The organism is Citrobacter europaeus (assembly GCA_020099315.1).
Classification (GTDB): Bacteria; Pseudomonadota; Gammaproteobacteria; order Enterobacterales; family Enterobacteriaceae; genus Citrobacter; species Citrobacter europaeus.
Genome location: CP083650.1, coordinates 1,797,234 through 1,821,176, shown reverse-complemented (window position 1 = coordinate 1,821,176; position 23,943 = coordinate 1,797,234). Strand labels below are relative to the sequence as shown.

Genomic DNA, 23,943 nt, shown 5'->3' with positions numbered 1-23,943 from the left:
AATGAAAAAAAACCTGCCTGGACTGACACTCGCCGCTTTGTTATTCACCGCTGGCTCGGCCGTGGCGGCAGATTACAAGATTGACAAGGAAGGACAGCATGCCTTTGTTAATTTCCGTATCCAGCATCTGGGTTACAGCTGGCTGTACGGCACATTTAAAGATTTCGACGGTACATTTACCTTTGATGAGAAAAATCCCGCAGCCGATAAGGTCAACGTGACCATCAACACCAACAGCGTTGACACCAATCACGCTGAACGCGACAAGCACCTGCGCAGCGCAGATTTCCTTAACGTGGCCAAATTCCCACAGGCGACGTTTAGCTCCACCAGCGTGAAAAAAGAAGGGAACGATCTGGATATCACCGGTAATCTGACCCTGAACGGCGTCACTAAGCCGGTTACGCTGGACGCAAAGCTGATAGGTCAGGGCGGCGATCCGTGGGGCGGTACGCGCGCTGGTTTTGAAGCACAAGGGAAAATTAAACTGAAGGACTTCAACATCACCACCGATCTCGGTCCGGCGTCACAGGAAGTGGATCTGATAATCTCAGTGGAAGGTGTCCAGCAGAAGTAAAACATGAGTTGCCGGATGAGGTCTTACCCCTCAGCCGGCATCATTTTATTGCGTGGGATCCGGAATGCCCAGCTTGGTATTCAGGCGACCGCGTGATTTATTAAAGATTTTGTTGCCATTTTCGCGGCCAGCGCGACGACGTCGTTGCTCTTCTTCCGGCAACTCACTCTCTTCGCTGCACAACTCGCTACAGCAGCCGTTATACTTCTGCGCGCAGGCCGGGCACTGGATAAACAGCAGATGACAGCCATCATTTTTGCAATTGGTATGGCTGTCGCACGCCGTTCCGCATTGATGGCAATGCGCAATGACATCTTCAGAAATTCTTTCGCCCATACGCTCGTCAAAAACGAAGTTTTTACCGACAAAACGCACAGGAAGTCCCTGTTCACGCGCCTTGCGGGCATATTCAATAATACCGCCTTCGATGTGCCAGACTTTGCTAAATCCGTTGTGTTTCATCCATGCGCTGGCTTTCTCACAACGGATCCCGCCCGTGCAATACATAACGATTTTTTTATCTTTATGCGCCTGCATCATTTCAACCGCTTTCGGTAACTGATCGCGGAACGTGTCTGCCGGGATTTCCAGCGCATTCTCGAAATGGCCCACTTCATATTCATAGTGGTTGCGCATATCAATGAATACCGCGTCAGGATCGTCCAGCATGGCGTTTACTTCTGCCGCCTTCAGGTAATCCCCCACGTTGCTGGCGTCAAATTGCGGATCGTCAATCCCATCCGCCACGATGCGTTCACGTACTTTCATACGCAGCACCCAGAACGATTTACCGTCATCATCCAGCGCGATATTCAGACGCAATCCGTTTAATGCGGGATCAAACGCATAAAGCTGCTGGCGAAATGTCTCGACGTTGCTTTGCGGTACGCTGATTTGTGCGTTGATTCCTTCATGAGCAAGATAGACGCGCCCGAAGACGTTCAATGCGGTGAACATCTGGTACAGTGCATCACGCGTGTGCTGAGGGTGGGTAATAGTGAAATATTTATAGAATGAGATCGTCGTGCGCGGCTCAGTCTCGGCCAGCATTTTGGCTTTGAGGGCGTCGTTCGAAATGCGGTTGTGTAACACTGGCATGGTGTACGTATCCTGCAAATTGGAAGTAAATGGAAATCGGCGGCATCATAAAGCAAACATCGCCAATTTACATCCACACATTTTGCGCTACATTTCTTACTTCAATATAAACGCGCGACAACAATTGTTGGTTTAATCACCGTTCTCCCGTCACAAATTTTTGAAATGCACGAAAAAATGCGACAATACAGGGAATTGGTCGTTTGAAGACAGGATAGACATGACGAATTTACCCAAGTTTTCGGCTGCGTTACTGCATCCACGTTATTGGTTAACCTGGCTGGGCATTGGCATCCTTTGGTTAATCGTGCAGTTACCCTACCCGATTCTTTATAAGTTGGGCTGCGCATTAGGTCGCCTGGCGTTACGTTTGATGAAACGTCGGGTAAAAATTGTATCCCGCAATCTGGAACTGTGCTTTCCGCAGATGAGCGAGCAGGAACGCCAGCAGATGATCGTCAAAAACTTTGAGTCCGTTGGCATGGGCGTGATGGAAACCGGAATGGCCTGGTTTTGGTCCGACAAGCGTATTTCACGCTGGACGGAAGTTATCGGGATGGAGCATATCCGCGACGTTCAGGCACAAAAGCGGGGAATTTTGTTGGTGGGTCTGCACTTTTTGACCCTTGAACTGGGTGCGCGTCAGTTTGGTTTGCAGGAGCCAGGTATTGGTGTGTATCGCCCTAACGACAACCCGCTGCTCGACTGGCTACAAACCTGGGGCCGTATGCGTTCGAATAAATCAATGCTCGACCGTAAAGACCTGAAAGGAATGATTAAAGCGTTGAAAAAAGGCGAAGTGGTCTGGTATGCGCCGGATCATGACTACGGTCCTCGCGCCAGCGTGTTCGTACCGCTTTTTGCTGTTGAACAAGCCGCAACGACCTCCGGGACCTGGATGCTTTCGCGTATGTCCAATGCCTGTCTGGTCCCGTTTGTTCCTCGCCGCAAGCCTGACGGTAAAGGGTATCAATTGATTATGCTGCCTCCGGAGTGTTCTCCGCCGTTAGACGACGCGGAAACTACGGCTGCGTGGATGAATAAGATTGTTGAGCAATGCATCATGATGGCTCCTGAGCAGTACATGTGGCTGCACCGTCGCTTCAAGACGCGCCCCGAAGGCTCCCCTTCCCTGTATTAAATCGCTGTTGCAGCCCTGAGGGCTGCAACACTTTCCCTGCCCGCTTTAGGTTTAACTGCTATCCGCATTGCAGCAACTATCAACCAGGCGCATAATTAGTCTGCTTACTTATATTCAATCGATAGCGCAAACAGCGCGTCACACTGCGGAACGCTATGTCACCCTCAGATGCTCCCATAAACTGGAAACGCAACCTCACCGTTGCCTGGCTGGGTTGTTTTTTAACCGGCGCAGCATTTAGCCTGGTTATGCCCTTTTTGCCGCTCTATGTCGAGAGTCTGGGCGTCACGGGTCATAGCGCCCTGAACATGTGGTCAGGCCTGGTCTTCAGCATCACGTTTCTCTTTTCCGCCATCGCCTCTCCTTTCTGGGGTGGCCTTGCCGATCGCAAAGGGCGAAAAATCATGCTGCTGCGTTCCGCGTTGGGCATGGCTATTGTGATGCTGCTGATGGGCCTGGCGCAAAATATCTGGCAGTTCTTGATCCTGCGCGCCCTGTTGGGTCTGCTCGGCGGTTTCATTCCCAACGCTAATGCGCTGATCGCCACCCAGGTTCCGCGCAACAAAAGCGGCTGGGCGCTGGGTACGCTCTCAACCGGAGGCGTCAGCGGCGCGCTGCTCGGACCGTTAGCCGGCGGGCTGCTCGCGGATCAGTACGGTTTACGCCCGGTATTTTTCATCACTGCCAGCGTGCTGCTGGTCTGTTTTATCCTGACGCTATTTTTTATCCGCGAGCGTTTCCAGGCGGTAAGCAAGAAAGAGATGCTGCACATTCGCGAAGTGGTAACCTCTTTAAAGAACCCAAAACTGGTGCTGAGCCTGTTTGTCACTACGCTTATCATTCAGGTAGCAACCGGCTCTATTGCGCCCATTCTGACGCTATACGTTCGCGAGCTGGCTGGTAACGTCAGTAACATCGCTTTTATCAGCGGGATGATTGCCTCCGTTCCGGGTGTCGCTGCGTTAATAAGCGCCCCAAGGCTTGGTAAACTCGGTGATCGAATTGGCCCGGAGAAGATCCTGATTGTGGCTCTGGTCATCTCCGTGCTGTTGCTTATTCCAATGTCATTCGTACAGACGCCCTGGCAATTGGGGGTTCTGCGCTTTTTATTGGGTGCCGCCGATGGGGCTTTGCTCCCGGCGGTACAAACGCTGCTGGTCTATAACTCAACGAATCAGATCGCCGGGCGGATTTTCAGTTATAACCAGTCATTTCGCGACATCGGCAACGTAACAGGACCATTAATGGGGGCGGCGATATCTGCCAACTATGGTTTTCGCGCCGTCTTCTGTGTGACCGCGGGCGTCGTACTATTTAACGCCCTCTATTCATGGAATAGCCTGCGCCGTCGCCGGAGTCCTGAGGCCGCAGGATGATTTGAGTGTATTTATCTTCTCAGAATCGAATGATATTTTTCACCCGACACTCATTTAAGTCTTAATTGTAATAGTAACATACCTTATTCCTGCCAGTATTTTTGGCCTCATACAGCGCAGCATCTGCATATGAAACGACTTTGTCCGCTGATTCATCATCAGTTTTGCTACAATATACGCCAATACTTATCGTCATTTTTTCTTTCAACTCATACGCATTTGGTATTGCCGTACCATTCTCAATATTCCGTCTAATTCGTTCCGCTATCACAATAGCTTCATCTTTATCGTTACACTTAAGCAGGATCGCAAATTCTTCGCCACCTACCCTTGCAAAAATATCCGTGTCCCTAATTGATTTATTGATAATATTGACAACACTGATTATTACTCTGTCACCTTCCTGATGACCGTAGGTATCGTTAATTCGTTTAAATTTATCAATATCCAACACCATTACACTCACTACGCCTTTTGCTAACGCTGATTTTAATGACCTGTAGAACAGTTTACGGTTATATATTTTCGTCATTGCGTCTTTAATAGCTGAATCCGTTTCTTTTTTCAGGATGATGAAGGTGTTGTACATAAGTATTGATATTATACACAGGGTACTTATTACCTCAATGCCCCTGCTGACATACCAAATATACATGCTGTATTCATCCAGACTCAGAAGTAGTACGTTGGTTAATATTCCCGAGCAACACAGCAACCCTATGCTTTTCCACAATATATTTTTCATTCTGGTTTTAATGATTAAATACAACAGAACCAGACTCCAGGACACAATAAGTGAATAAATATACCCAATATGCCAGTGCACCGTGACATTATCAGGTTTCAGGCTTGTGATCTCGATTGTAAAATTAGGGTTGTAACTGGCCAGAATGTGCGCCACAACAGCGATTACCAGCATGATTAAAAAAGCCAGAACGATATAGCAAGGTTCTCTTTCGTTGGTTTCAATAACTGTCGAAGTTTCTTTGTAAGACTTTAAAGATATGAATAACAATGCTATAAAACTGACCTGTCGAAAATAATAGAATATAGCAATATCGTTTGTTCTTTTTTCGATCGAAACATTGTCATTAATCAAATTCTGAACGATGTAGATAGTCTCAGCAAAAAAAACATCATTCCCAAGAAATGCCATTCCTAGTATCATTAAGCAGGTGAGATCTTTTCTACAAAGATACTGGAACAACATAAACAGGAAAATTATTCCGTATAAAAAGAATAGCCCTACAATTATAATTAAATATACTGTTTGCGGTACACTCTGTATTGTTAATTTAAATTGTGTAAGACACAACCCCCCAAGAATATAACCAGCCAAACAGATTACATAGAAAGCCATCAACCTTCCATTATTTGAATTACTGTTATCCATAACAACCTTAGGAGAGTTCTTAATTTTGCATTTTATATATTAAAGCATTAATTTTTGCAAACATTATAACAGCACAAGTTCAATGATATTGATTCATTCCCAAATTAATGATTTTATATAGATTTATAACATCTGGTATTAATCATCTATTATTATGTATGCTTTTGAAACGCTCATCAAAGCGTTAACAAAGTCCATACACTAAGGATACCTTAGCATTACCATTGATGCTTGCTGGTTTATTGTTTTTCAATAATTGCATATGCAATACTCCCGACCGTAAAATTAATTTTCTCCTTTTATTTAAGAGTGTTATAAAAATTCAGTGCATGACTGCCTGCAGGAATCCACACAAAACCTTAGCAAAAGCCTGTTGGTGATAAAGGTTTTCTTATATGACGTCCGCTTTTATTTTTTTGATTTTCATTACTACATTGCAAACCACATACATTACTATTTTTTCTTGATTTTTTTTCCTGATATTACGCCGGCTTCAGTATCTGCCAATGTAAATTTTTGCATAAACTACCGAGATTACTTTTATCCAGCTTCATAGACATTGCAGGCGGTGATCATCTGATTGAGTTAGCCACGCTACCAACGGGTTTGACGCTCTGCGAATCGCCGTCTATAGATTGAATCATCACCCTTTATTGTTCGCCTTAGGAGAAGGAATATGGCAAAGAATGACATGAATTTTTATGCCACGCTGGAAGAGGCTATTGATGCGGCTCGGGAAGTGTTTCTGGCAGATAACCCTGACCTTGAGTCAGACGACGCCAGCGTTCAACAGCTAAGCGTCCAAAAATACGTGCTACAGGATGGTGACATTATGTGGCAGGCGGAATTCTTTGCTGACGAGGATGATGTAGATGGTGAATGCCTGCCAATGCTGAGTGGCGAAGCCGCGCAAAGTGTTTTTGATGGTGACTACGATGAAATTGAGATTCGTCAGGAGTGGCAGGAAGAAAACACGCTTCACGAATGGGATGAAGGTGAATTCCAGTTGGAGCCTCCCCTGGATACCGAAGAAGGTCAGACCGCAGCCGATGAATGGGACGAGCGATAGTTATTCGTAAGGTCCATGGTGAATGTCGAGCGGTAGCAGCAGCGTATCAAATACCAGCGAAAATGGCAGGTCGAGGATGGTGACGTAACGCCACGCGGAGTCGCGTACATCCCATTGCACACCAGGATAGTATTGGTTTCCGTGCCCTTGCCCTGGGATAGTTCGGCTAATAATGCTGCCGCATCCGCTCAGGAAGAACACCATAATCCCCACTGCTAATATTCGCACCTGATATCTCCCGCCTCTTTTATTCAGTATAAAAAAATACCGGCACCAGGCCGGTATTTTCACATTACATAACGCTTATTTTTTCCTGAGTGCCAGCGGATTCAGGGTCAGCCCCTGATAGTAATTCACCCATGAAGAATACTTATCAGGTGAATTCCAGACGCGATAGTGCAAACGCGCCATCGTCACCGGATCGCTCAACAGCACCAGGCGGCGGTCACGGTTTAGTTTCTCCGGCGTTTCATTCAGCGCCTGCTCCACATGGCGGTCGCGGGCAATCTCAAGTACGTTACTCGCACGGTGACGCGCAGTCGCCATTGCCGTTGCCAGTGCGTTAAATGACGGGTTAAACACCGCATGCATAAAACCGTCGTCCAGCGTACGCTTGCGGTTCATCACCAGATAGGTATCCGTATCCACCAGCACCTGCGGCGGAGAATACTCCTCCGGGATCAGGAACAGCTTCCAGCGCTTGGTACGTAACCCAACCGTAGAGCGGCTGGAAATAACGGACACAAACGGCGACAGGATCAGCGAGAAGACAATCGGCGCCAGCCAGAACAGGAAACGCAGATCCAGCCAGGCCATACCCACCGCCCACACCAGCCCCAGCAGCAACTGAGACCCGTGACGCATAAACGCTTCACCCCACGGGGTCGAATCGTCATCACGCTGCGGCGAATTCCACACCACTTCCCAACCGAGGAAAGCACTCACGACGAAGACGGTATGGAACAGCATACGCACCGGCGCCAGCAGGACGGAGAACAAAACCTCCAGCAGCAGCGACAGCGTAACGCGGATAAACCCACCGTACTCTTTCGTTCCTTTACACCAGATGAGCAAAATACTCAGCAACTTCGGCAGGAACAATAGGACCATCGTTGAGGCAAACAGCGCGATTGCCAGTTCAGGTCGCCATTGCGGCCATACCGGAAATAGCTGACGCGGTTGCAGGAAGTACTGCGGTTCAGTCAACGCATGCACCACCTGCAATGCGGTCGACAACGCGAGGAACATAAACCAGAGTGGTGCCGACAGATAGGACATAACGCCAGTCAGGAACACCGCGCGGTGAACCGGGTGCATCCCCTTCACCAGGAACAGACGGAAGTTCATCAGGTTGCCATGACACCAGCGACGGTCACGCTTGAGTTCATCCAGCAGGTTCGGCGGCAGCTCTTCATAAGAGCCCGGCAGATCGTAGGCAATCCACACGCCCCAACCAGCACGACGCATCAATGCCGCTTCCACGAAGTCATGGGAGAGGATCGAGCCCGCAAATGAGCCTTCGCCCGGTAACGGCGCGAGTGCGCAGTGCTCGATAAACGGCTTCACGCGAATAATCGCGTTATGACCCCAGTAGTGCGATTCACCCAATTGCCAGAAGTGAAGCCCGGCGGTAAACAGCGGTCCATAAACACGGGTCGCAAACTGCTGGCAGCGTGCATACAGTGTATCCATACCGGAAGCCTTCGGTGAAGACTGAATAATCCCGGCATTTGGATTCGCTTCCATCAGGCGCACCAGCCCGCTCAGACAGTCGCCGCTCATCACGGAGTCCGCGTCCAGCACGACCATGTAGCTGTACTGATTTCCCCAGCGGCGGCAGAAGTCATCAATGTTGCCGCTTTTACGCTTCACACGACGACGACGACGGCGATAGAAAATCTGCCCTTCGCCCTGCACTTCGGCAATCAGCTCCATCCATGCTTTTTGTTCTGCCACGCAGATATCAGGATTGTAGCTGTCGCTCAGGATATAAACATCGAAATGCTCAGCGTTGCCCGTTGCTTTGACCGATTCCCACGTGGCGCGAAGTCCCGCAAATACGCGGTCTACGTCCTCGTTACAGATAGGCATAATCAATGCCGTACGATGTTCGGGATTCAGCGGTTCGTCACCAACCGTTGAGGCGGAGATGCTGTACTTATCTCGCCCAATCAGCAGTTGCAGGAAGCCCATCAGCGCGGTCCAGAATCCCGCTGATACCCAACAGAAAAGCACGGCGAACAAAATCAGAATGCCGGTCTGGAGCATGTAGGGCAGCAGTTGCATAAAGGAAACCCACAAATCCTGCCCCATCATGTCTACAGGATTAATGAATGCCCACCCCTGATACGGAAGGATCGTCTTCATATACCAGGTTGCTACGACCGTTTGCGCCAGCGTTAAGATCAACAGCGTATAGCGGCGAATGGTGCCTACGGTACGCCATTTTTGCTCACTCTCTTGTTCTTCTTTCGTCAACCGAGAAAGATAACGCGGAGTCACATCGCGCCCACGCAGACGATCCCAAAAACGGCCAACCGGGTTGGTACGCCAGGGATCGGGGAACATAGAGGTACGCGTTGCTTTTGGCATCGCCTGCAGTTGATCGCGGCCCTCATCATCCTTAACCAACTGCTCTTTAGCCAGAGAATCCGGCCACGCTTGCTCAAGGCGAGCTTTTACAGAACCCTGCGGTGAATCATCTTCGCGCGAGTAAGTACGATGCTCGGCATCCAGCGCCTGATGAACGGCGCGGATGTCAGTTTTCGGCAGTGCCGCTTTTTCGATATCCGAAAGCGGCATTGCGTCAATATACTCAGTTGTCTTATTCATTGGCAGGTAACTGGTAGCTCCAGGTTTCACTCAGCGTCTGATCGGCATTGACCAAGGCAGCACGCATTTCAGTGGTTTTCTTCACGTCTTTCACTTTCACGCGCAGCATCAAACGCCAACCTTTAGATACCGGATTGTAGCGCACGGTGCTTTCAACGATTTCGCCGTTGTCGCCAATACTGGTTTGTGCGGTAACCGGGGTATCCTGCGGCAGCTTTTTCATATCTGTGCCGGTAAAGTCCACCACAAACGCGATGGTACCGTCAGGCTGACGAATCAGGTTGGACTGTTTTACATCACCGGTAGAACGACGAGTCTGCTGTACCCAGGCGCTATCAGGCGCATGAAGCTTGTCTTCATCACGCGTGAACGTCAGTGTGTACTTGAAGTTCATCTCTTTGCCGGCTTCTGGCAGTTGATCCGGCGTCCAGTACGCAACGATGTTATCGTTAGTTTCATCGTTAGTTGGGATTTCAACTAACTCAATCTTACCTTTACCCCAGTCACCTTTTGGCGTAATCCAGGCGCTTGGGCGCAGATCGTATCGATCGTCGATATCTTCAAAACGAGAGAACTGACGGCCACGCTGCAGCAGGCCGAAACCTTGCGGGTTTTCCATGGCGAAGCTGCTGACCGCCAGATGTTTCGGGTTATTCAGCGGGCGCCAAATCCACTCGCCGTTGCCAGCGTGGATAGACAAACCGTTAGAATCATGCAGTTCCGGACGATAGTTAGTCGCCGGAGAAGGCTGGTTTGGTCCGTACAGGAACATACTGGTTAACGGTGCTACGCCCAACTTGCCTACTTTGTCGCGCAGATAAACTTTGGACTGAACATCAACTACCGTGTCACGGCCAGGAATGATGACAAAGCGATACGCTCCGGTTGCACGCGGAGAATCCAGCAAGGCATAAATGGTCAAACGTTTATCAGTTGGTTTCGGACGCTCGATCCAAAACTCACGGAAGCGGGGAAACTCTTCGCCAGAAGGCAGAGCGGTATCAATCGCGAGACCGCGCGCAGACAGACCGTAGACCTGGCCTGCACCCAGAACACGGAAATAGCTGGCACCGAGCATGCTGACGATTTCGTCGTTTTTATCTTTGCTGTTGATCGGATACAGCACTTTGAACCCGGCGAAACCGAGATCTTTTACCGTGTCTTTATCATGCTGAACATCGCCAAAATTAAAATAATCCGGGCTGTATTTGATTCTTTTCACCGCGGTGGCGGTAACTTCGTTGATTTTGACCGGCGTGTCGAAGTACATACCCTGGTGGTAGAACTCGAGCTTAAATGGGGTCTTGAGATTGCTCCAGTAGGCTTTATCGCGGTTAAACTGGATCTGCTGATAATCCGCATATTTCATGTCGCGGAAAACGGAGGGCAAGTTACTTTTTGGCGCCTCATAGCCTTTACCGGCTAAGGATTGAGCTTGTTTTGCAACATCATCAATGCTGAACGCCCAGCTCGATGATGTGTACAGCGTTAACATAACTGCTGCACCCAACCAACGCATTTTCATCATTTGTAGTTTATGTTTCATAATTAGTAAGCACTTCCCCCTTTGTGTGCTTATATTGATCCGATCCATTTTAATGGATAATCGGGTATTCCGACAACTGAATCCCTGTATTGTTCGCGCGCTGGCTCATGGTTTAATCAGGTTCAACTACCTGTTTTCACTTTGCGTGCTTATCCTGGAGACAGGTTGTTGGACTTCGTGTAGGGTTGCCCTCGAATGTAACCATTATTCGTCTTAGGGATAAGACGAAAAGTCTGAGAATACATAACTGTCTATGAGCTCTGTATCACCACCACGCGAATATTTTCTTGATTCCATCCGTGCCTGGCTAATGTTGTTAGGGATCCCATTCCATATTTCATTGATTTACTCGACCCACACCTGGCACGTGAACAGCGCCGAACCATCGTGGTGGTTGACTCTGTTTAACGACTTTATCCACGCTTTTCGCATGCAGGTCTTCTTTGTCATTTCAGGTTATTTTTCCTACATGCTGTTTTTGCGCTATCCCTTAAAGCGCTGGTGGAAGGTGCGTGTAGAACGCGTGGGGATCCCAATGCTCACCGCTATTCCATTGCTTACGCTGCCGCAATTTATCATGCTGCAATATGTAAAGGGAAAAGCAGACAGTTGGCATACTCTCAGCGGTTACGATAAGTACAATGCGCTGGCCTGGGAGCTGATTTCCCATCTGTGGTTTTTACTGGTTCTGGTGGTGTTAACAACCGTGAGCATGTGGGTGTTCACCCTGATGAAAAACAGGCTTACGCAAAGCGATTCCGCCAGCGCGCCTGCGGTGTCAATGACTAAATTAACGCTGATTTTTATCTTGTTGGGTGTCGGCTATGCCGCCGTCAGAAGGACGATTTTCATCCTTTACCCTTCGATTCTCAGCGATGGCATGTTCAATTTTATCGTTATGCAAACGCTGTTCTATGTGCCTTTCTTTATGCTCGGCGCACTGGCGTTTATCAACCCGAATCTGAAGGCGTTGTTTACCACGCCGTCGCGCGGTTGCACCCTGGGCGCTGCATTCGCATTTGTTGCATACCTGCTCAATCAGCGTTACGGCAATGGTGATGCCTGGATGTATGAAACCGAATATGTCATTACCATGGTCATGGGACTGTGGATGGTGAACGTCGTCTTTTCGTTGGGTCACCGTTTGCTTAATTTCCAGTCGGCCCGCGTGACTTATTTTGTCAACGCGTCGCTGTTTATCTATCTGGTGCACCACCCGTTAACGCTGTTTTTTGGCGCTTACATCACACCGCATATCTCGTCGAATCTGCTGGGTTTTCTTTGCGGTTTGCTGTTTGTGGTTGGGATTGCGGTCATACTGTACGAAATCCATTTACGTATACCGGTGCTGAAGTTTCTCTTCTCGGGTAAACCGCCCGTGAAGCAGGATAAAAACAAGGCCGTGGCAGGCTAGATTTTCTCGCATTCATCGTGTGGCTCAAAGCAGCCACTCAATGGGTAACACGGATGCCAGCTTTACCAGAACCCGCTTCCAGAATCCTGTGGCGGGTTCTTTTTTTAATACCTGTTCACTGCCGGCAAGTCGGTCAACCCAATTAATTCTTCCCCAACGATCAAGGCGCAGCTGCCAGGCCATATCACGCTGGCTTTGCATAAACCGTTTATGAATCAATCCGGCCAGCACTTCACTTTCAATCACAAATCCCATTTCCGTATTGAGTAGCGTCGAACGGGGATCAAAATTAAGCGAGCCGATAAACACTTTGCGATCGTCAATACTGAACGTTTTCGCATGCAGGCTGGAGCCTGAATTACCTGTTAATCCACGATCGTGAACGACCGAAACGCGATCGCGGGTCGGTTTAAGTTCGTACAATTCTACACCGTAGCGCAGCAGTTTTTTTCGCCAGCGCGCATAGCCAGCATGGACGATCGCCACATCATTCGCCGCCAGTGAATTGGTTAAAATAGCAATCTTGACGCCTTTTCTTACCAGTCTCAGGAGCTGCGCCACGCCGGCGCGAGTCGGCACAAAGTAGGCAGAAATAATATCAATACGTTCGGTTGGCGAGCCCATCACGTCAAACAAACGCTGCGGTAATAGCGAGTGGCGCGGCGCTTTCCCTTCTCCTTTTGCAGGATCATCGCTCAGCAAACGTGTTTTAGCCCAAATCAGCGGCAGCGAACGTTGATCGACACTGGACATAAACTGGCTGGTTTCCAGCTTATGCAGATAGCGACGGGTAATATCATCGTTATACCAGGATTCGGGTAGCTCGATACGTTTCACAGAATCTGACTCAGACATCTCAAGCACGTTTTGCAACGTTGAAACCGAGCGGCAGCGCCAATAACGCTCGAAATCATCCGCAACATCTTTGACAACCGGTCCGATAGCCATGACGTCCAGGTCGGAAAACAGCGGTTGTTCACCCGCACCAAAATAGGCATCGCCAATATTACGCCCACCAACGAGAGTCACGACACCGTCAGCGGTAAAACTTTTATTGTGCATGCGCCGATTAAGCCGGGCAAAATCGGTTAAATAGCCCAGCGCGCGCAGAATGCGAAAGGAAAAGGGATTAAACAGGCGAACTTCAATATTAGGGTGATTGTCCAGCAGACGCAGCGTGTCATCCAGACCTGGCGTGTTGTTATCATCCAGCAACAAACGCACCCGGACGCCCCGCTTCGCCGCAGCCAGCAAAACGGAAAATAGCAATAGCCCGGACATGTCGTTTTCCCAGATGTAATACTGCACATCAAGGGTACGTTCCGCCATTTCCGTTAACCGATAGCGAGCTGCAAACGCATCGAGGCTATCATCCAACGCAAGAATGCCGCATTCTCCCGGGTGGTTTTCGCAAAGTGGCGTGATGGCGCGCTCAAGTCGGGTCATATCAGTCCGTGTTATCATCGCCTTGTTGTGTTAGCAACCTCTTATAAAGTTGAGCGTTTTCTTCATCAAAGCACACGAAGTATATCTGATCAGGAAGTGCGCGGCGGGTAATAAATTTCAACACCGTTTTTACCGCTATTTCTGCCGCTGCGGCGCGGGGATAGCCATAAGCCCCGGTGCTGATCGCCGGAAAAGCAATGGATTGATACCCATTAGCCAGGGCCAGTTGCAGCGTGTTTAAGTAAGCTTCCTCGAGTCGTTCGGCCTCATGATGACCTCCACCTTGCCAGACAGGTCCTACGGTGTGGATGACCGCTTTTGCCGGAAGGTCCCCCGCCAGAGTGATAACCGCATGCCCCGTCGGACATTCTCCTTGTTGCTGGATTACCTGTTTGCAGGCCGCCAATAATGCGGGTCCGGCAGCGCGATGGATCGCGCCATCAACGCCACCGCCGCCCAGTAGTGATGAATTGGCCGCGTTGACAATCACATCAACAGCGACCGTCGTAATATCGCCATGTAACACATGAACACGCGATTGCATAAGTACCCCCTGACAAAACACTATTCGTTAAGTGTACAGCAGGGTTTTCCTTGAAATCTCACTTTTTAACCGCAAGTGTGCATATCTACGCCACAGCGACTCATTTATATTCAATATTAAGAATTGCCATGTTTTTTTGTTCATTGAGGTAGTGCATTTTGACTGTGGCAATTTGTTGCACGTTCTGAGAGGTTGTCGCGAGCTGTTGTTGATTGTAGAGGCTATTCCGGGTAGTGCCGTCACGCATACATGATAATTCAATTTGCTGCTGCTGGGTGTTCACGTCGCAAGGCGATTCAACGATTGCACCGCGAAAATGAATAACCCCGCCGGTTGTGATTTGCTGCGCCATTGTGGGGAGAGTCAAAAGAGAAAAAGTACACAAACTGGCACTTAAAATACGCTTTAATAATGTACACATAAGGGTTCCTCAATGATTAGCCATCCTTGAGGGATCGAAATGATCCTTCACCGCTGCGATTAACGATCAAATACAAACGTTCACACGTTTCTATATTCATAGAACAGCACCGCATTCCCAGCCACACCCTTAATGCAAATAAAGCAAAAAATTATGGATGACTGTTTGAGTCAGGCCATTGTTGTGATAGATGCAGAGACTGCCCATCTGAAACGGTAACGATAATTTTGACCGAATCCTCAGGTGAAATATTAAAGCTCAGTTTGGTTAATTCAATCGGCCGATTAGCAGGGACCGAAAGGCTTGTTTTCTGCTGCGATTGGCTTTGCCCCCCCTGCCCTTTGCGTATGGCAAGGACTTGTACCTCACATACGCAAGGTTGAGTTAACGTCACCTGAGGAATAATGGTGTACATATCACCTTGCTGAGTTGTATTAAATGTTATTTGATTTGCCAGCGCGGCAATGAGTAATAACGTATGCATCTTATTCTCCCGAAAAAAAAACAGGGCTCACGCCCTGTTTATTATCAGTCATAAAACTGAATTAGTGTTGGTTAGCTGTGGCGTTGTTGCCAAATCCAACCTGGCGGATCAGGACGTTGGAGTCAGATGCAGTCTGATTAACCAGCGCACCGTTACGGCCACCGAACTGGGTTACACTAATATCAGCATTTTTAGCATTCCACTGATCGATAGTAGCGCTGTTCTGGAAGCCAGTCTGTTTCAGGTTAATGGTACTGTCATCAGCGCCCTGACCCACTACAGCCCCGTTGCCACGCCCGTTTTGTGTGATGGTGACATCTGATTTACGAGCATCACTTTGCAGAGCATTCGCTACGTTGCCAGTCCCATATTGGTAGATACTCATTGAAGAGTCCGGGCCATAGTTACTACCGCCACCATGATGATTGCCGCCCCATTGCGGAACAACACCAGCCAGAGCACTGCCAGAAACTACGATTGCTGCGAATGCTGCCACTTTTAAAAGTTTCATGGTAAACCCCCATCGGATTGATTTAAACGTCGTTAATGGATTAGCGTTGAGTAACGCGAATTGCCATTTGCGACTGTCTCTGCACCACAACTGCTGTTTTTTGTGTACCGTACTGAGTAATATTGGCTTTATTACCAGAGCCTTTCTGGATAATCACCGCCGTATTACCGTATGACCCTTGTTTAATACTCGCATCATTGGAACTACCCGTTTGATCAATATATGCAAAGTTATATGATCCCGTCTGGTCTGTTTTCGCTCGGTTACCAGAACCTTCTTGCGAAATAACCGACAATAACTTCGAGCCCCCCTGGCGAATATTTGCACTGTTCGCAGTGCCAACCTGACCAATAATGGCTGCCTGATTAAATGAAGACTTACTTAATTCATTTACCGCAAAGTTATATTCTGAATTAGCCAAGTCATAACTTGTTGCGGATGCAATCCCAGGCACACCCAGCATTGTAAACATCATAAATAACAACTTGTTTTTCATGTTGTCACCCTGGACCTGGTCGTACATAAGGTTAAATTATTTACCACTCAAATTGTTGTTAACGTGACTTACATTTGTTAACGCCACGTTACGATGAAGAGTATGTCCGTTGAAACATTTTAAATAACTCACCCGCCAGTTGTATTTTTATATCCAGATTCACACCAAAGTACTAATTAACAGCAGAGAACACCATTACTTCGCTGTTTTTTATTTCTTCTGTAACCTGAAGATTGAATTTCTATGCAGTAACAAAAAAACGCCTCTCCCGCGTTTTCTGGGCCTTGCAGATGGTTCCGGGATAGTGCTCGGTACAAGTCGTGACAAGCATCATTTTTTTCTATCTAAAATTGTTCAACTTAAAGTGAGACAAAAAGATCAGAATTCATTAGAAATCTAAAACCATCTAATTATAGTTTTAACCATTAAAAATCAACAACATATTATAATTTGTATGATTTTTTAAATCTATGCAATAACGCTAAAATGTACAACTTTACTATCAAATCTAAACTACACAAAAACCCAAAAATCACAATTTAATATATAAATTTACATCCAGTTACATGTTTAACACTTGCTTTAAGATTTGTAATAGCTAGATTGAAATCAGTTGAAGTCCATTTGTTTTAATATTTTCACCCCATTGGGTCGATATTTTATTTCTACACAGCAGTGCAACATCTGTCAGTACTTCTGGTGCCTCTATTTTAGTAGAGACAGCTGTCAGGTGTGCGACTAAAAAGTGGAGTTTCATCATGTTTAATGAAGTCCATAGTATTCATGGTCATACATTATTGTTGATCACTAAACCATCCCTGCAGGCAACTGCGTTATTACAGCATTTAAAGCAGTCGCTGGCGTTAACCGGAAAACTACATAATATTCAACGTTCTCTGGATGATATTTCCTCCAGCTGCATTGTTTTACTGGATATGATGGAGGCAGATAAAAAACTGATCCATTACTGGCAAGATAATTTGAGCAGAAAAAACAACAATATAAAGACTTTATTGTTGAATACCCCAGATGATTATCCTTACCGGGATATTGAAAACTGGCCGCACATCAATGGCGTATTCTACGCAACTGAAGATGAACAGCGTGTAGTCAGCGGATTGCAGGGGGTGTTGCGTGGCGAATGCTACTTCTCGCAAAAGCTAGCCAGCTACCTAATCACGCATTCCGGGAACTACCGCTATAACAGCACGGAGTCGGCATTACTTACTCACCGTGAAAAAGAGATCCTTAATAAACTGCGTATCGGTGCCTCAAATATTGAAATCGCACGTTCACTATTTATTAGTGAAAATACGGTGAAAACACATCTTTATAATCTTTTCAAAAAGATAGCTGTCAAAAATCGTACGCAGGCGGTCTCGTGGGCCAATGATAACCTCAGGCGATAAAGCCATGAAACGCTATTTGACCTGGATTGTGGCAGCAAATTTGCTCTTTGCTGCCGGGAATCTACACGCGGCTGTAGAGGTGGAGGTTCCCGGACTGTTAACTGACCACACGGTCTCTTCCATTGGCCATGATTTCTACCGGGCCTTTAGTGACAAGTGGGAAAGCGAGTACACAGGAAACTTAACCATTAATGAAAGACCCAGTGCACGTTGGGGAAGTTGGATCACCATAACGGTCAATCAGGACGTTATCTTCCAGACTTTTTTATTCCCGACGAAAAGAGACTTCGACAAAATTGTGGTCTTTGCATTGGCAGAAACTGAGGAAGCATTAAATCGTCGGCAAATAGATCAAACACTATTAAGCACGAGCGATTTAGCGCGCGATGAATTCTAAAACATGATTTTGTCCGGAGGCTTTCATGCGTGTCAAACATGCAGTGGTTTTGCTCATGCTGATTTCACCATTAAGTTGGGCCGGAAATATGACGTTCCAGTTCCGCAACCCTAACTTTGGTGGCAACCCAAACAACGGTTCTTTTTTACTCAACAGCGCCCAGGCACAAAACTCGTATAAAGATCCGAGTGGCGATGATTTCGGGATTGAAACGCCATCTGCGCTGGATAACTTTACCCAGGCGATACAGTCGCAAATACTTGGCGGCTTACTTACCAATATTAATACCGGTAAGCCTGGGAGGATGGTCACCAGCGATTTTATCGTTGATATCGCCAACCGGGATGGGCAACTGCAACTTAATGTCACGGACAGGAAAACGGGGAGAACGTCGACTATCGAAGTGTCAGGTTTACAAAATCAGTCGACCGATTTCTAAATTATAGCCACGAAAGGAAAAAATCATGCAGCGCTTACTTATCATGGTGGCAGTAATTTTACTCAGCGGATGTCTAACAGCCCCGCCGCAAGAAGCCGCTAAGCCGACATTAATGCCCCGAGCCCAAAGCTATAAAGACTTGACGCATCTGCCCATGCCTACAGGTAAGATCTTTGTGTCGGTTTACAATATCCAGGATGAAACGGGTCAGTTTAAACCTTACCCGGCGAGTAACTTCTCAACCGCCGTCCCGCAAAGCGCTACGGCTATGCTAGTCACCGCGTTGAAGGATTCTCGTTGGTTCGTCCCACTGGAACGTCAGGGGTTACAGAACCTGCTTAACGAACGAAAAATCATTCGTGCGGCTCAGGAAAACGGCACTGTTGCCATTAATAACCGCATCCCTTTGCAATCTTTGACCGCAGCAAACGTCATGGTGGAAGGGTCAATTATTGGTTATGAAAGCAACGTTAAATCGGGAGGTGTTGGTGCGCGCTATTTCGGTATTGGCGCCGATACGCAATACCAGCTCGACCAGATAGCGGTGAACCTACGCGTGGTTAACGTCAGCACCGGCGAAATTCTCTCATCGGTGAATACCAGCAAAACTATTTTATCTTATGAAGTACAGGCTGGGGTATTCCGTTTCATTGACTACCAGCGACTGTTGGAAGGTGAAATTGGTTACACCTCTAACGAACCGGTCATGCTGTGTCTGATGTCAGCAATCGAAACCGGTGTTATCTTCCTGATTAATGATGGGATTGATCGCGGATTGTGGGATTTGCAGGACAAGAAACAGGTTGATAATGACATTCTGGTTAAATACCGCCATATGTCGGTACCTCCGGAATCCTGAGAGCTCTCTCTGGCATAAAAAGCGTGAGGAACCCCTCACGCTTTTTTATTTACTGGTCAGCGTAGACGATAGTCGATTTTCACGGCGAGACGCCAGCCACAGCCCGCTGTTTTTCATCGCATAGCCGAATATCAGACCTAGCGCCAGAGACGGCACGACCAACTGCCAGTCCCCCTGCCCTGCAAACGTTGCACATGCGCCAATAAACGTGCCTGGCACAAATGAAAGCAACCATTGCTTTGCCTGGATACACATCAGAAACGCGACGATTCCCGTTATGACATAACCAATAACGTCCATATGTGGGGCAAGCGCGCTACCGTTAATAATCACCAACGCCCACACCACACCGCTTAGCAGCGTACACGCCGAGATCCACAGCCCTTTCAGCCCACCCTGCGGACAGGCGAAATAGGCCGTGCAGCCCAGAAAGCCAGCCCAACTGAGTAAGCCAAGAGAAACGGCCACCCATCCCCAGATCCCAGAGAGAATGCCCGTTGTGATTGCAATTGAGAGAAGTATGTTCATGCCGCGTATCTTAGCAGAAAAACGGCATAGGAATGAGATCGTGCACACAATTTATGCAAGTGATGAATTGCGTTGCAGTTTAAAGTGACTTACATCACATTTATTCTTCCGTATCTTCCTGCAATTCGTCCCACATCGCGCCAATAGCATCACGCGTTAACGGTGCCATGGTACGCCAGAATGGCGTGTTTGCGTGCGCTTCAACTTTGCCAAGGAATGAACCACACCAGGGCAACAGGTACTCCACAAACAAGGTTTCTAGTGCTTCACTTTCATCTTCCGCAGACTGGTCTTCAAGCCATGAAGCCGCCAGCAACAGCGTACCAATATGATCTGCAGGCGTATCTGCCAGCGGCATGCCGCGGGCAGAAAGAAATGCACGAACATCGGATTCTTTCGCCCCTTCTACCCAGGCGCTACGATAAGGCGGCACCGCACACTCGTCGCCGACAAAAAGCGCGTTGTAATCCGCAGCCAACTGAGGCATATCGCAGTTTTTCTGCAGGCGAGTAAGTAATTCGTCTTGTTCCAGCGGCCAGTTGGCGGAGAGTTTACCTTCGCTAATCAGGGTAAACAGGGGAACCAGTAAAGGATCCTGAGGCTGGCGGTAAAACAGCGAGCCCAGTACACGACACAGGATAGAAAACTCGTTCATTCATTTATTCCAGTTAGTAACAATTACAGTTCAGCAAATTCCGCGATCGGCTCCATGCCTCGCGATTCCAGAAACGCCAGCAGGCGTTTGGGTGTGACGTTTAAAATTCTGTCTTCCGGGAAATTCACATCATCGAGAATTTTACGGCATTCGCCAAATTCTCCCAATGTGAAAGCGGTATGTGAATCCGATCCTAACGCCACCCAGCCCCCGGCATCACGCACAGCCGCAGCGACCGCGCGGCAATTGTCTTCACTGCCCTTACGTGAATGCAAAAACGAGGAGTTATTGATTTCCAACGCGACCTGATATTTTGCCGCCGCCTGCGCAATCGCCGTGATATCAACGGGATACTTTGGATTTCCCGGATGGCTGATGATGTGCACATGACCACTGGCCATCGTGGCGATCATCGCCTGGGTATTAGTGTCTTTATCGTGAGGTGCAAAAACCGGCTCATGGAAGCCCGCAATGATCAGATCCAGGGAGGTAAACATAGGACCTGAGCAGTCAATTTCGCCTTCAATATTCTTAATATTCGCCTCAATGCCGCGCAGGATCCCTACGCCGTCCACAATACGAGGCCAAATGCGCATATTAATAAAGTGCCAGTGATGAGGCGCATCCGCCATGTCCGGTCCATGATCGGTAATGGCAAACAGCTTGATGCCTTTGCGACGGGCTTCAGCGATGTAATCGCTTAAGGTGCTGTAGGCGTGGGTGCTGGCGACGGTATGCATATGCAGGTCAACGGGATACATAACTCTCTCCTGTAGTCATTTTCCGTCAAGGATAGCAGGTATCGCCGGCATTAATACCCTAAATAATGCGAGTTGCAGGCAGGCGGCAAGGGAGTGACACCCACATCACTTACTGCAGTAGGTGATGCGGGGAACAAACGTAGCCAACGCACATGCAGCTTGAAGTATGACGGGTAGTTTAGCTGAAACCCGGCACTTGCCGGGTTACCATCAGTATCCCCGCACGCGATCGACCTGACCGGTGACGGATTTGCCACTTTCCAGGCCCATAATCGTACGGGAGATATAGTCCACCGCCTCTGCCGGGCGCGTTACCGCGGCAATATGCGGCGTCATTGCCACACGCGGATGTTTCCATAGCGGGCTGGTTTCCGGCAGCGGTTCGCGGCTGTAGACATCCAGCATAGCGCCTTTCACTTTGCCGCTGTCCAGTGATGCCAGAAGATCGTCTTCATTGAGATGAACACCACGCGCCAGGTTCAGCACATAGGCTCCGTCCTGCAATTGGTTGAGTAAACTCGCGTTAATAATGCCTACGGTTTCTGCTGTATTGGGAAGGAGGTTGATAAGCACCCGAGTTTGGCTCAAAAACGCGCCCAGTTCCTCGGTACCGGCAAAGCTTTCCACACCAGACCAGGATTTACGCGTGCGGCTCCAGCAGCGTAGCGGGAACCCCCATGCTTGCAGACTTTCTGCAACTTTTGCGCCCAATACCCCTGCCCCCATGATCCCGACGCTAAACTCATTGCGGGAATATTCTGGCAACGGCTGCCATTTCGCCTGGTTTTTTAATGCCTGATAATCATCAAAGCGGCGAAACCAGTGCAGTACCTGACTGACCGCATATTCCTGCATTTGCAGGCCCATACCCGTATCTTCCAGACGGAAAAGTGGGATCGAAGCATCCAACATTTCCGGATGAGCGTTCAGTTTACTAAGAATAGAATCAACACCCGCCCCCAGCGCGAATACGGCTTTTAATTTTCTTCCGGCGAGCATTTCAACCGGAGGATGCCAGACCAGCGCGTAGTCAGCATGCGCATTATCACCCGTTTTCCACTCACGGACGTTCGCGCCAGGTATGGCCTTTGTCAGCGCATTAAGCCACCAGCTCGTATCGAATGTTGGGTGATAGAAAATTATATCCATAGAGTCTCCTGAACATTGTTATGCGGAACTTTCTCGCACTTATTATCATCATTTTCCGAGGGAACATCAGAGTAACAAATTTTAGGATGCTGGCAAAAAAAACAATTCCCGCTTATTTAAGCTGCATATTGATTGAAGTTTGTGTAAATGCACGTTTTTTTCAAAAAGTTGATTGACGCCGGAGCGGTATTTCCCTAAATTAGCGCCCGTTCCGGTAGCACAGGAACAACAATATGGTGAGGTGTCCGAGTGGCTGAAGGAGCACGCCTGGAAAGTGTGTATACGGCAACGTATCCGGGGTTCGAATCCCCGCCTCACCGCCATATTTAAAGAAGAGCTCGTACGCAAGTACGGGCTTTTTTTTCGCGTATTTCATTTGCCGGATGCGGCATTAGCGCCTTATCCGGCTTGTATGTTACATATCAGCAGGCTTTTACATAAAAGCGTGTAGTGTTAGCGGTTAATAAAACCCAACCGTCGAGAAATGAGTGAACAGACCAGCTCCAGTTCATCATTAACATCATCAATTTTACGCTGCATTCGGTGCGTGGGGCCTGCCACGCTGAGTGCGCCAATGACGGTACCGGTATAATTAAACACAGGCCGGGCGACACACGTTAACCCTTCTTCATTTTCCTCATTATCCAGCGAGAACCCCTTCAACCGAATATCGGCCAGAGTTTCATACAACGAAACACGATCAACAACCGTCTTCTCAGTAAATGGGATAAGCGGCTCACTCAGCACCCGATCAATCTCTTCCAACGGCTGAAAAGCCAATAACGCTTTGCCAATCCCTGTACAGTATGCAGGCAATCTGGCACCAAGACGGGCATTAGTCTGTATAGAAAGCGTTCCCTCACTCTTATACAAATACACAACATGACCGCTGTTATAGACCCCCAGAAAACAGGTTTCTGCGGTTTTTGCTGAGAGCGTTTTCAGGTAAGGAATAGATACCTCTACCAGATTCACGTTCATCAATCCTTTGATTCCCAACTCAAGACTTTTCAGATCCAAATGATAACGCTCAGTTCCGTTATCCTGCATAACGTACTGTCGTTCCTTGAGCGTCTCCAGCGTACGAAATACTGTGGTCTTTGCGATCCCGGTTCGTTTGACTAACTCCGCCAGAGATATACCGTCGGAATGCTCGCTAATCTCTTCCAGGATCGTCAGAACCTTGTCAACACCGGAGGAATTTGCATTTTCACCGTTTGACATTCATTCATCCCCAATAAAAAAGTTCCGTTATTGTAACTGTAATGCCATAACCCGCAAAACACATTCATTTTTAGACAGTTACCTCTTTTATAACCATGTAATTTGCGATCTACGACGCAGTTAACCGTCCTCGTATTCTGTGAATCCTATCACCAAATCAAAAAATACGGAATG

Annotated in this window: 25 protein-coding genes and 1 tRNA gene; 10 read left to right on the top strand and 16 right to left on the bottom strand. The window is 48.1% G+C overall.

Going from position 1 to position 23,943, the window contains the following annotated elements; translation table 11 throughout:
- The first annotated feature begins 1 nt into the window (after window position 1).
- Window positions 2-577: a YceI family protein gene (locus tag LA337_08525; GenBank protein ID UBI17719.1), complete on the top strand. Its 576-nt coding sequence runs from the start codon at window positions 2-4 to the stop codon at window positions 575-577.
- Window positions 578-622: 45 nt separating this feature from the next.
- On the opposite strand, the gene LA337_08520 is transcribed toward LA337_08525, so the two are convergent.
- Entirely contained in the window at window positions 623-1,675 is a 1,053-nt protein-coding gene (locus LA337_08520) for a rhodanese-related sulfurtransferase (GenBank protein UBI17718.1), read from the bottom strand.
- A 220-nt stretch (window positions 1,676-1,895) separates the two neighbouring features.
- Here LA337_08520 and LA337_08515 point away from each other — a divergent pair, with 220 nt between their 5' ends.
- Both LA337_08515 and mdtG read left to right on the top strand, forming a co-directional pair.
- Window positions 1,896-2,816 (top strand): LpxL/LpxP family Kdo(2)-lipid IV(A) lauroyl/palmitoleoyl acyltransferasee, encoded by a 921-nt coding sequence (locus LA337_08515; GenBank protein UBI17717.1) that lies wholly within the window; start codon window positions 1,896-1,898, stop codon window positions 2,814-2,816.
- Window positions 2,817-2,971: 155 nt separating this feature from the next.
- Complete coding sequence (gene mdtG, locus LA337_08510; GenBank protein ID UBI17716.1) at window positions 2,972-4,192, top strand: multidrug efflux MFS transporter MdtG; 1,221 nt, start codon at window positions 2,972-2,974, stop codon at window positions 4,190-4,192.
- Between the two features lie 61 nt (window positions 4,193-4,253).
- Here the strand turns inward: mdtG and LA337_08505 are convergent, their stop codons facing one another.
- Complete coding sequence (locus LA337_08505) at window positions 4,254-5,585, bottom strand: GGDEF domain-containing protein (protein ID UBI17715.1); 1,332 nt, start codon at window positions 5,583-5,585, stop codon at window positions 4,254-4,256.
- 691 nt (window positions 5,586-6,276) lie between these two features.
- On the opposite strand from LA337_08505, the gene LA337_08500 reads away from it, so the two are divergent.
- Entirely contained in the window at window positions 6,277-6,654 is a 378-nt protein-coding gene (locus LA337_08500; protein UBI18424.1) for a secY/secA suppressor protein, read from the top strand.
- Here LA337_08500 and LA337_08495 read toward each other — a convergent pair whose 3' ends face one another.
- From LA337_08495 to mdoG, 3 genes are all read right to left on the bottom strand, one after another.
- Window positions 6,655-6,882 (bottom strand): YceK/YidQ family lipoprotein, encoded by a 228-nt coding sequence (locus LA337_08495; GenBank protein ID UBI17714.1) that lies wholly within the window; start codon window positions 6,880-6,882, stop codon window positions 6,655-6,657.
- A 75-nt stretch (window positions 6,883-6,957) separates the two neighbouring features.
- A complete protein-coding gene (gene mdoH, locus LA337_08490; GenBank protein UBI17713.1) occupies window positions 6,958-9,486 on the bottom strand; it encodes a glucans biosynthesis glucosyltransferase MdoH in 2,529 nt (842 codons plus the stop codon).
- Complete coding sequence (gene mdoG, locus LA337_08485) at window positions 9,479-11,014, bottom strand: glucans biosynthesis protein MdoG (protein UBI18423.1); 1,536 nt, start codon at window positions 11,012-11,014, stop codon at window positions 9,479-9,481. The genes mdoH and mdoG overlap by 8 nt, the downstream gene beginning before the upstream one ends.
- A 271-nt stretch (window positions 11,015-11,285) precedes the next feature.
- Between mdoG and mdoC the strand changes: the two genes are divergently transcribed.
- Window positions 11,286-12,446, top strand: a complete 1,161-nt coding sequence (gene mdoC, locus LA337_08480; GenBank protein UBI17712.1) for a glucans biosynthesis protein MdoC — start codon at window positions 11,286-11,288, stop codon at window positions 12,444-12,446.
- Between the two features lie 24 nt (window positions 12,447-12,470).
- On the opposite strand, the gene LA337_08475 is transcribed toward mdoC, so the two are convergent.
- The 6 genes from LA337_08475 to csgB all read right to left on the bottom strand — a co-directional run bounded on the left by LA337_08475 (window position 12,471) and on the right by csgB (window position 16,348).
- Window positions 12,471-13,892: a phospholipase D family protein gene (locus LA337_08475; GenBank protein UBI17711.1), complete on the bottom strand. Its 1,422-nt coding sequence runs from the start codon at window positions 13,890-13,892 to the stop codon at window positions 12,471-12,473.
- A gap of 1 nt (window position 13,893) precedes the next feature.
- Window positions 13,894-14,436, bottom strand: a complete 543-nt coding sequence (ymdB, locus tag LA337_08470; GenBank protein UBI17710.1) for an O-acetyl-ADP-ribose deacetylase — start codon at window positions 14,434-14,436, stop codon at window positions 13,894-13,896.
- A 100-nt stretch (window positions 14,437-14,536) separates the two neighbouring features.
- On the bottom strand, window positions 14,537-14,857 hold the full coding sequence (locus tag LA337_08465; protein UBI17709.1) for a type 1 fimbrial protein: 321 nt from the start codon (window positions 14,855-14,857) through the stop codon (window positions 14,537-14,539).
- A 151-nt stretch (window positions 14,858-15,008) separates the two neighbouring features.
- A complete protein-coding gene (csgC, locus tag LA337_08460) occupies window positions 15,009-15,341 on the bottom strand; it encodes a curli assembly protein CsgC (GenBank protein UBI17708.1) in 333 nt (110 codons plus the stop codon).
- Between the two features lie 61 nt (window positions 15,342-15,402).
- Window positions 15,403-15,852: a curlin major subunit CsgA gene (gene csgA / locus LA337_08455; GenBank protein UBI17707.1), complete on the bottom strand. Its 450-nt coding sequence runs from the start codon at window positions 15,850-15,852 to the stop codon at window positions 15,403-15,405.
- A 40-nt stretch (window positions 15,853-15,892) separates the two neighbouring features.
- On the bottom strand, window positions 15,893-16,348 hold the full coding sequence (gene csgB / locus LA337_08450; GenBank protein UBI17706.1) for a curlin minor subunit CsgB: 456 nt from the start codon (window positions 16,346-16,348) through the stop codon (window positions 15,893-15,895).
- A gap of 758 nt (window positions 16,349-17,106) precedes the next feature.
- On the opposite strand from csgB, the gene csgD reads away from it, so the two are divergent.
- The 4 genes from csgD to csgG are packed head-to-tail and all read left to right on the top strand — an operon-like array spanning window position 17,107 to window position 19,452.
- Entirely contained in the window at window positions 17,107-17,757 is a 651-nt protein-coding gene (gene csgD, locus LA337_08445) for a transcriptional regulator CsgD (GenBank protein UBI17705.1), read from the top strand.
- A gap of 4 nt (window positions 17,758-17,761) precedes the next feature.
- Window positions 17,762-18,154, top strand: coding sequence for a curli production assembly/transport protein CsgE (gene csgE / locus LA337_08440; GenBank protein UBI17704.1), 393 nt, complete (start codon window positions 17,762-17,764; stop codon window positions 18,152-18,154).
- Window positions 18,155-18,179: 25 nt separating this feature from the next.
- On the top strand, window positions 18,180-18,593 hold the full coding sequence (gene csgF, locus LA337_08435) for a curli production assembly/transport protein CsgF (protein ID UBI17703.1): 414 nt from the start codon (window positions 18,180-18,182) through the stop codon (window positions 18,591-18,593).
- Between the two features lie 25 nt (window positions 18,594-18,618).
- Window positions 18,619-19,452: a curli production assembly/transport protein CsgG gene (gene csgG, locus LA337_08430; protein UBI17702.1), complete on the top strand. Its 834-nt coding sequence runs from the start codon at window positions 18,619-18,621 to the stop codon at window positions 19,450-19,452.
- A gap of 45 nt (window positions 19,453-19,497) precedes the next feature.
- On the opposite strand, the gene LA337_08425 is transcribed toward csgG, so the two are convergent.
- The 4 genes from LA337_08425 to ghrA all read right to left on the bottom strand — a co-directional run bounded on the left by LA337_08425 (window position 19,498) and on the right by ghrA (window position 22,545).
- Window positions 19,498-19,980: a DUF1097 domain-containing protein gene (locus LA337_08425; protein ID UBI17701.1), complete on the bottom strand. Its 483-nt coding sequence runs from the start codon at window positions 19,978-19,980 to the stop codon at window positions 19,498-19,500.
- Window positions 19,981-20,080: 100 nt separating this feature from the next.
- A complete protein-coding gene (locus LA337_08420) occupies window positions 20,081-20,635 on the bottom strand; it encodes a molecular chaperone (protein UBI17700.1) in 555 nt (184 codons plus the stop codon).
- Between the two features lie 23 nt (window positions 20,636-20,658).
- Window positions 20,659-21,396, bottom strand: a complete 738-nt coding sequence (locus LA337_08415; protein UBI17699.1) for a phosphatase — start codon at window positions 21,394-21,396, stop codon at window positions 20,659-20,661.
- Window positions 21,397-21,606: 210 nt separating this feature from the next.
- Window positions 21,607-22,545 (bottom strand): glyoxylate/hydroxypyruvate reductase GhrA, encoded by a 939-nt coding sequence (gene ghrA, locus LA337_08410; protein UBI17698.1) that lies wholly within the window; start codon window positions 22,543-22,545, stop codon window positions 21,607-21,609.
- 235 nt (window positions 22,546-22,780) lie between these two features.
- Here ghrA and LA337_08405 point away from each other — a divergent pair.
- A tRNA-Ser gene (locus LA337_08405) sits at window positions 22,781-22,868 on the top strand.
- Between the two features lie 130 nt (window positions 22,869-22,998).
- Here the strand turns inward: LA337_08405 and LA337_08400 are convergent.
- Window positions 22,999-23,769: an IclR family transcriptional regulator gene (locus LA337_08400; protein ID UBI17697.1), complete on the bottom strand. Its 771-nt coding sequence runs from the start codon at window positions 23,767-23,769 to the stop codon at window positions 22,999-23,001.
- Window positions 23,770-23,943: the final 174 nt, after the last annotated feature.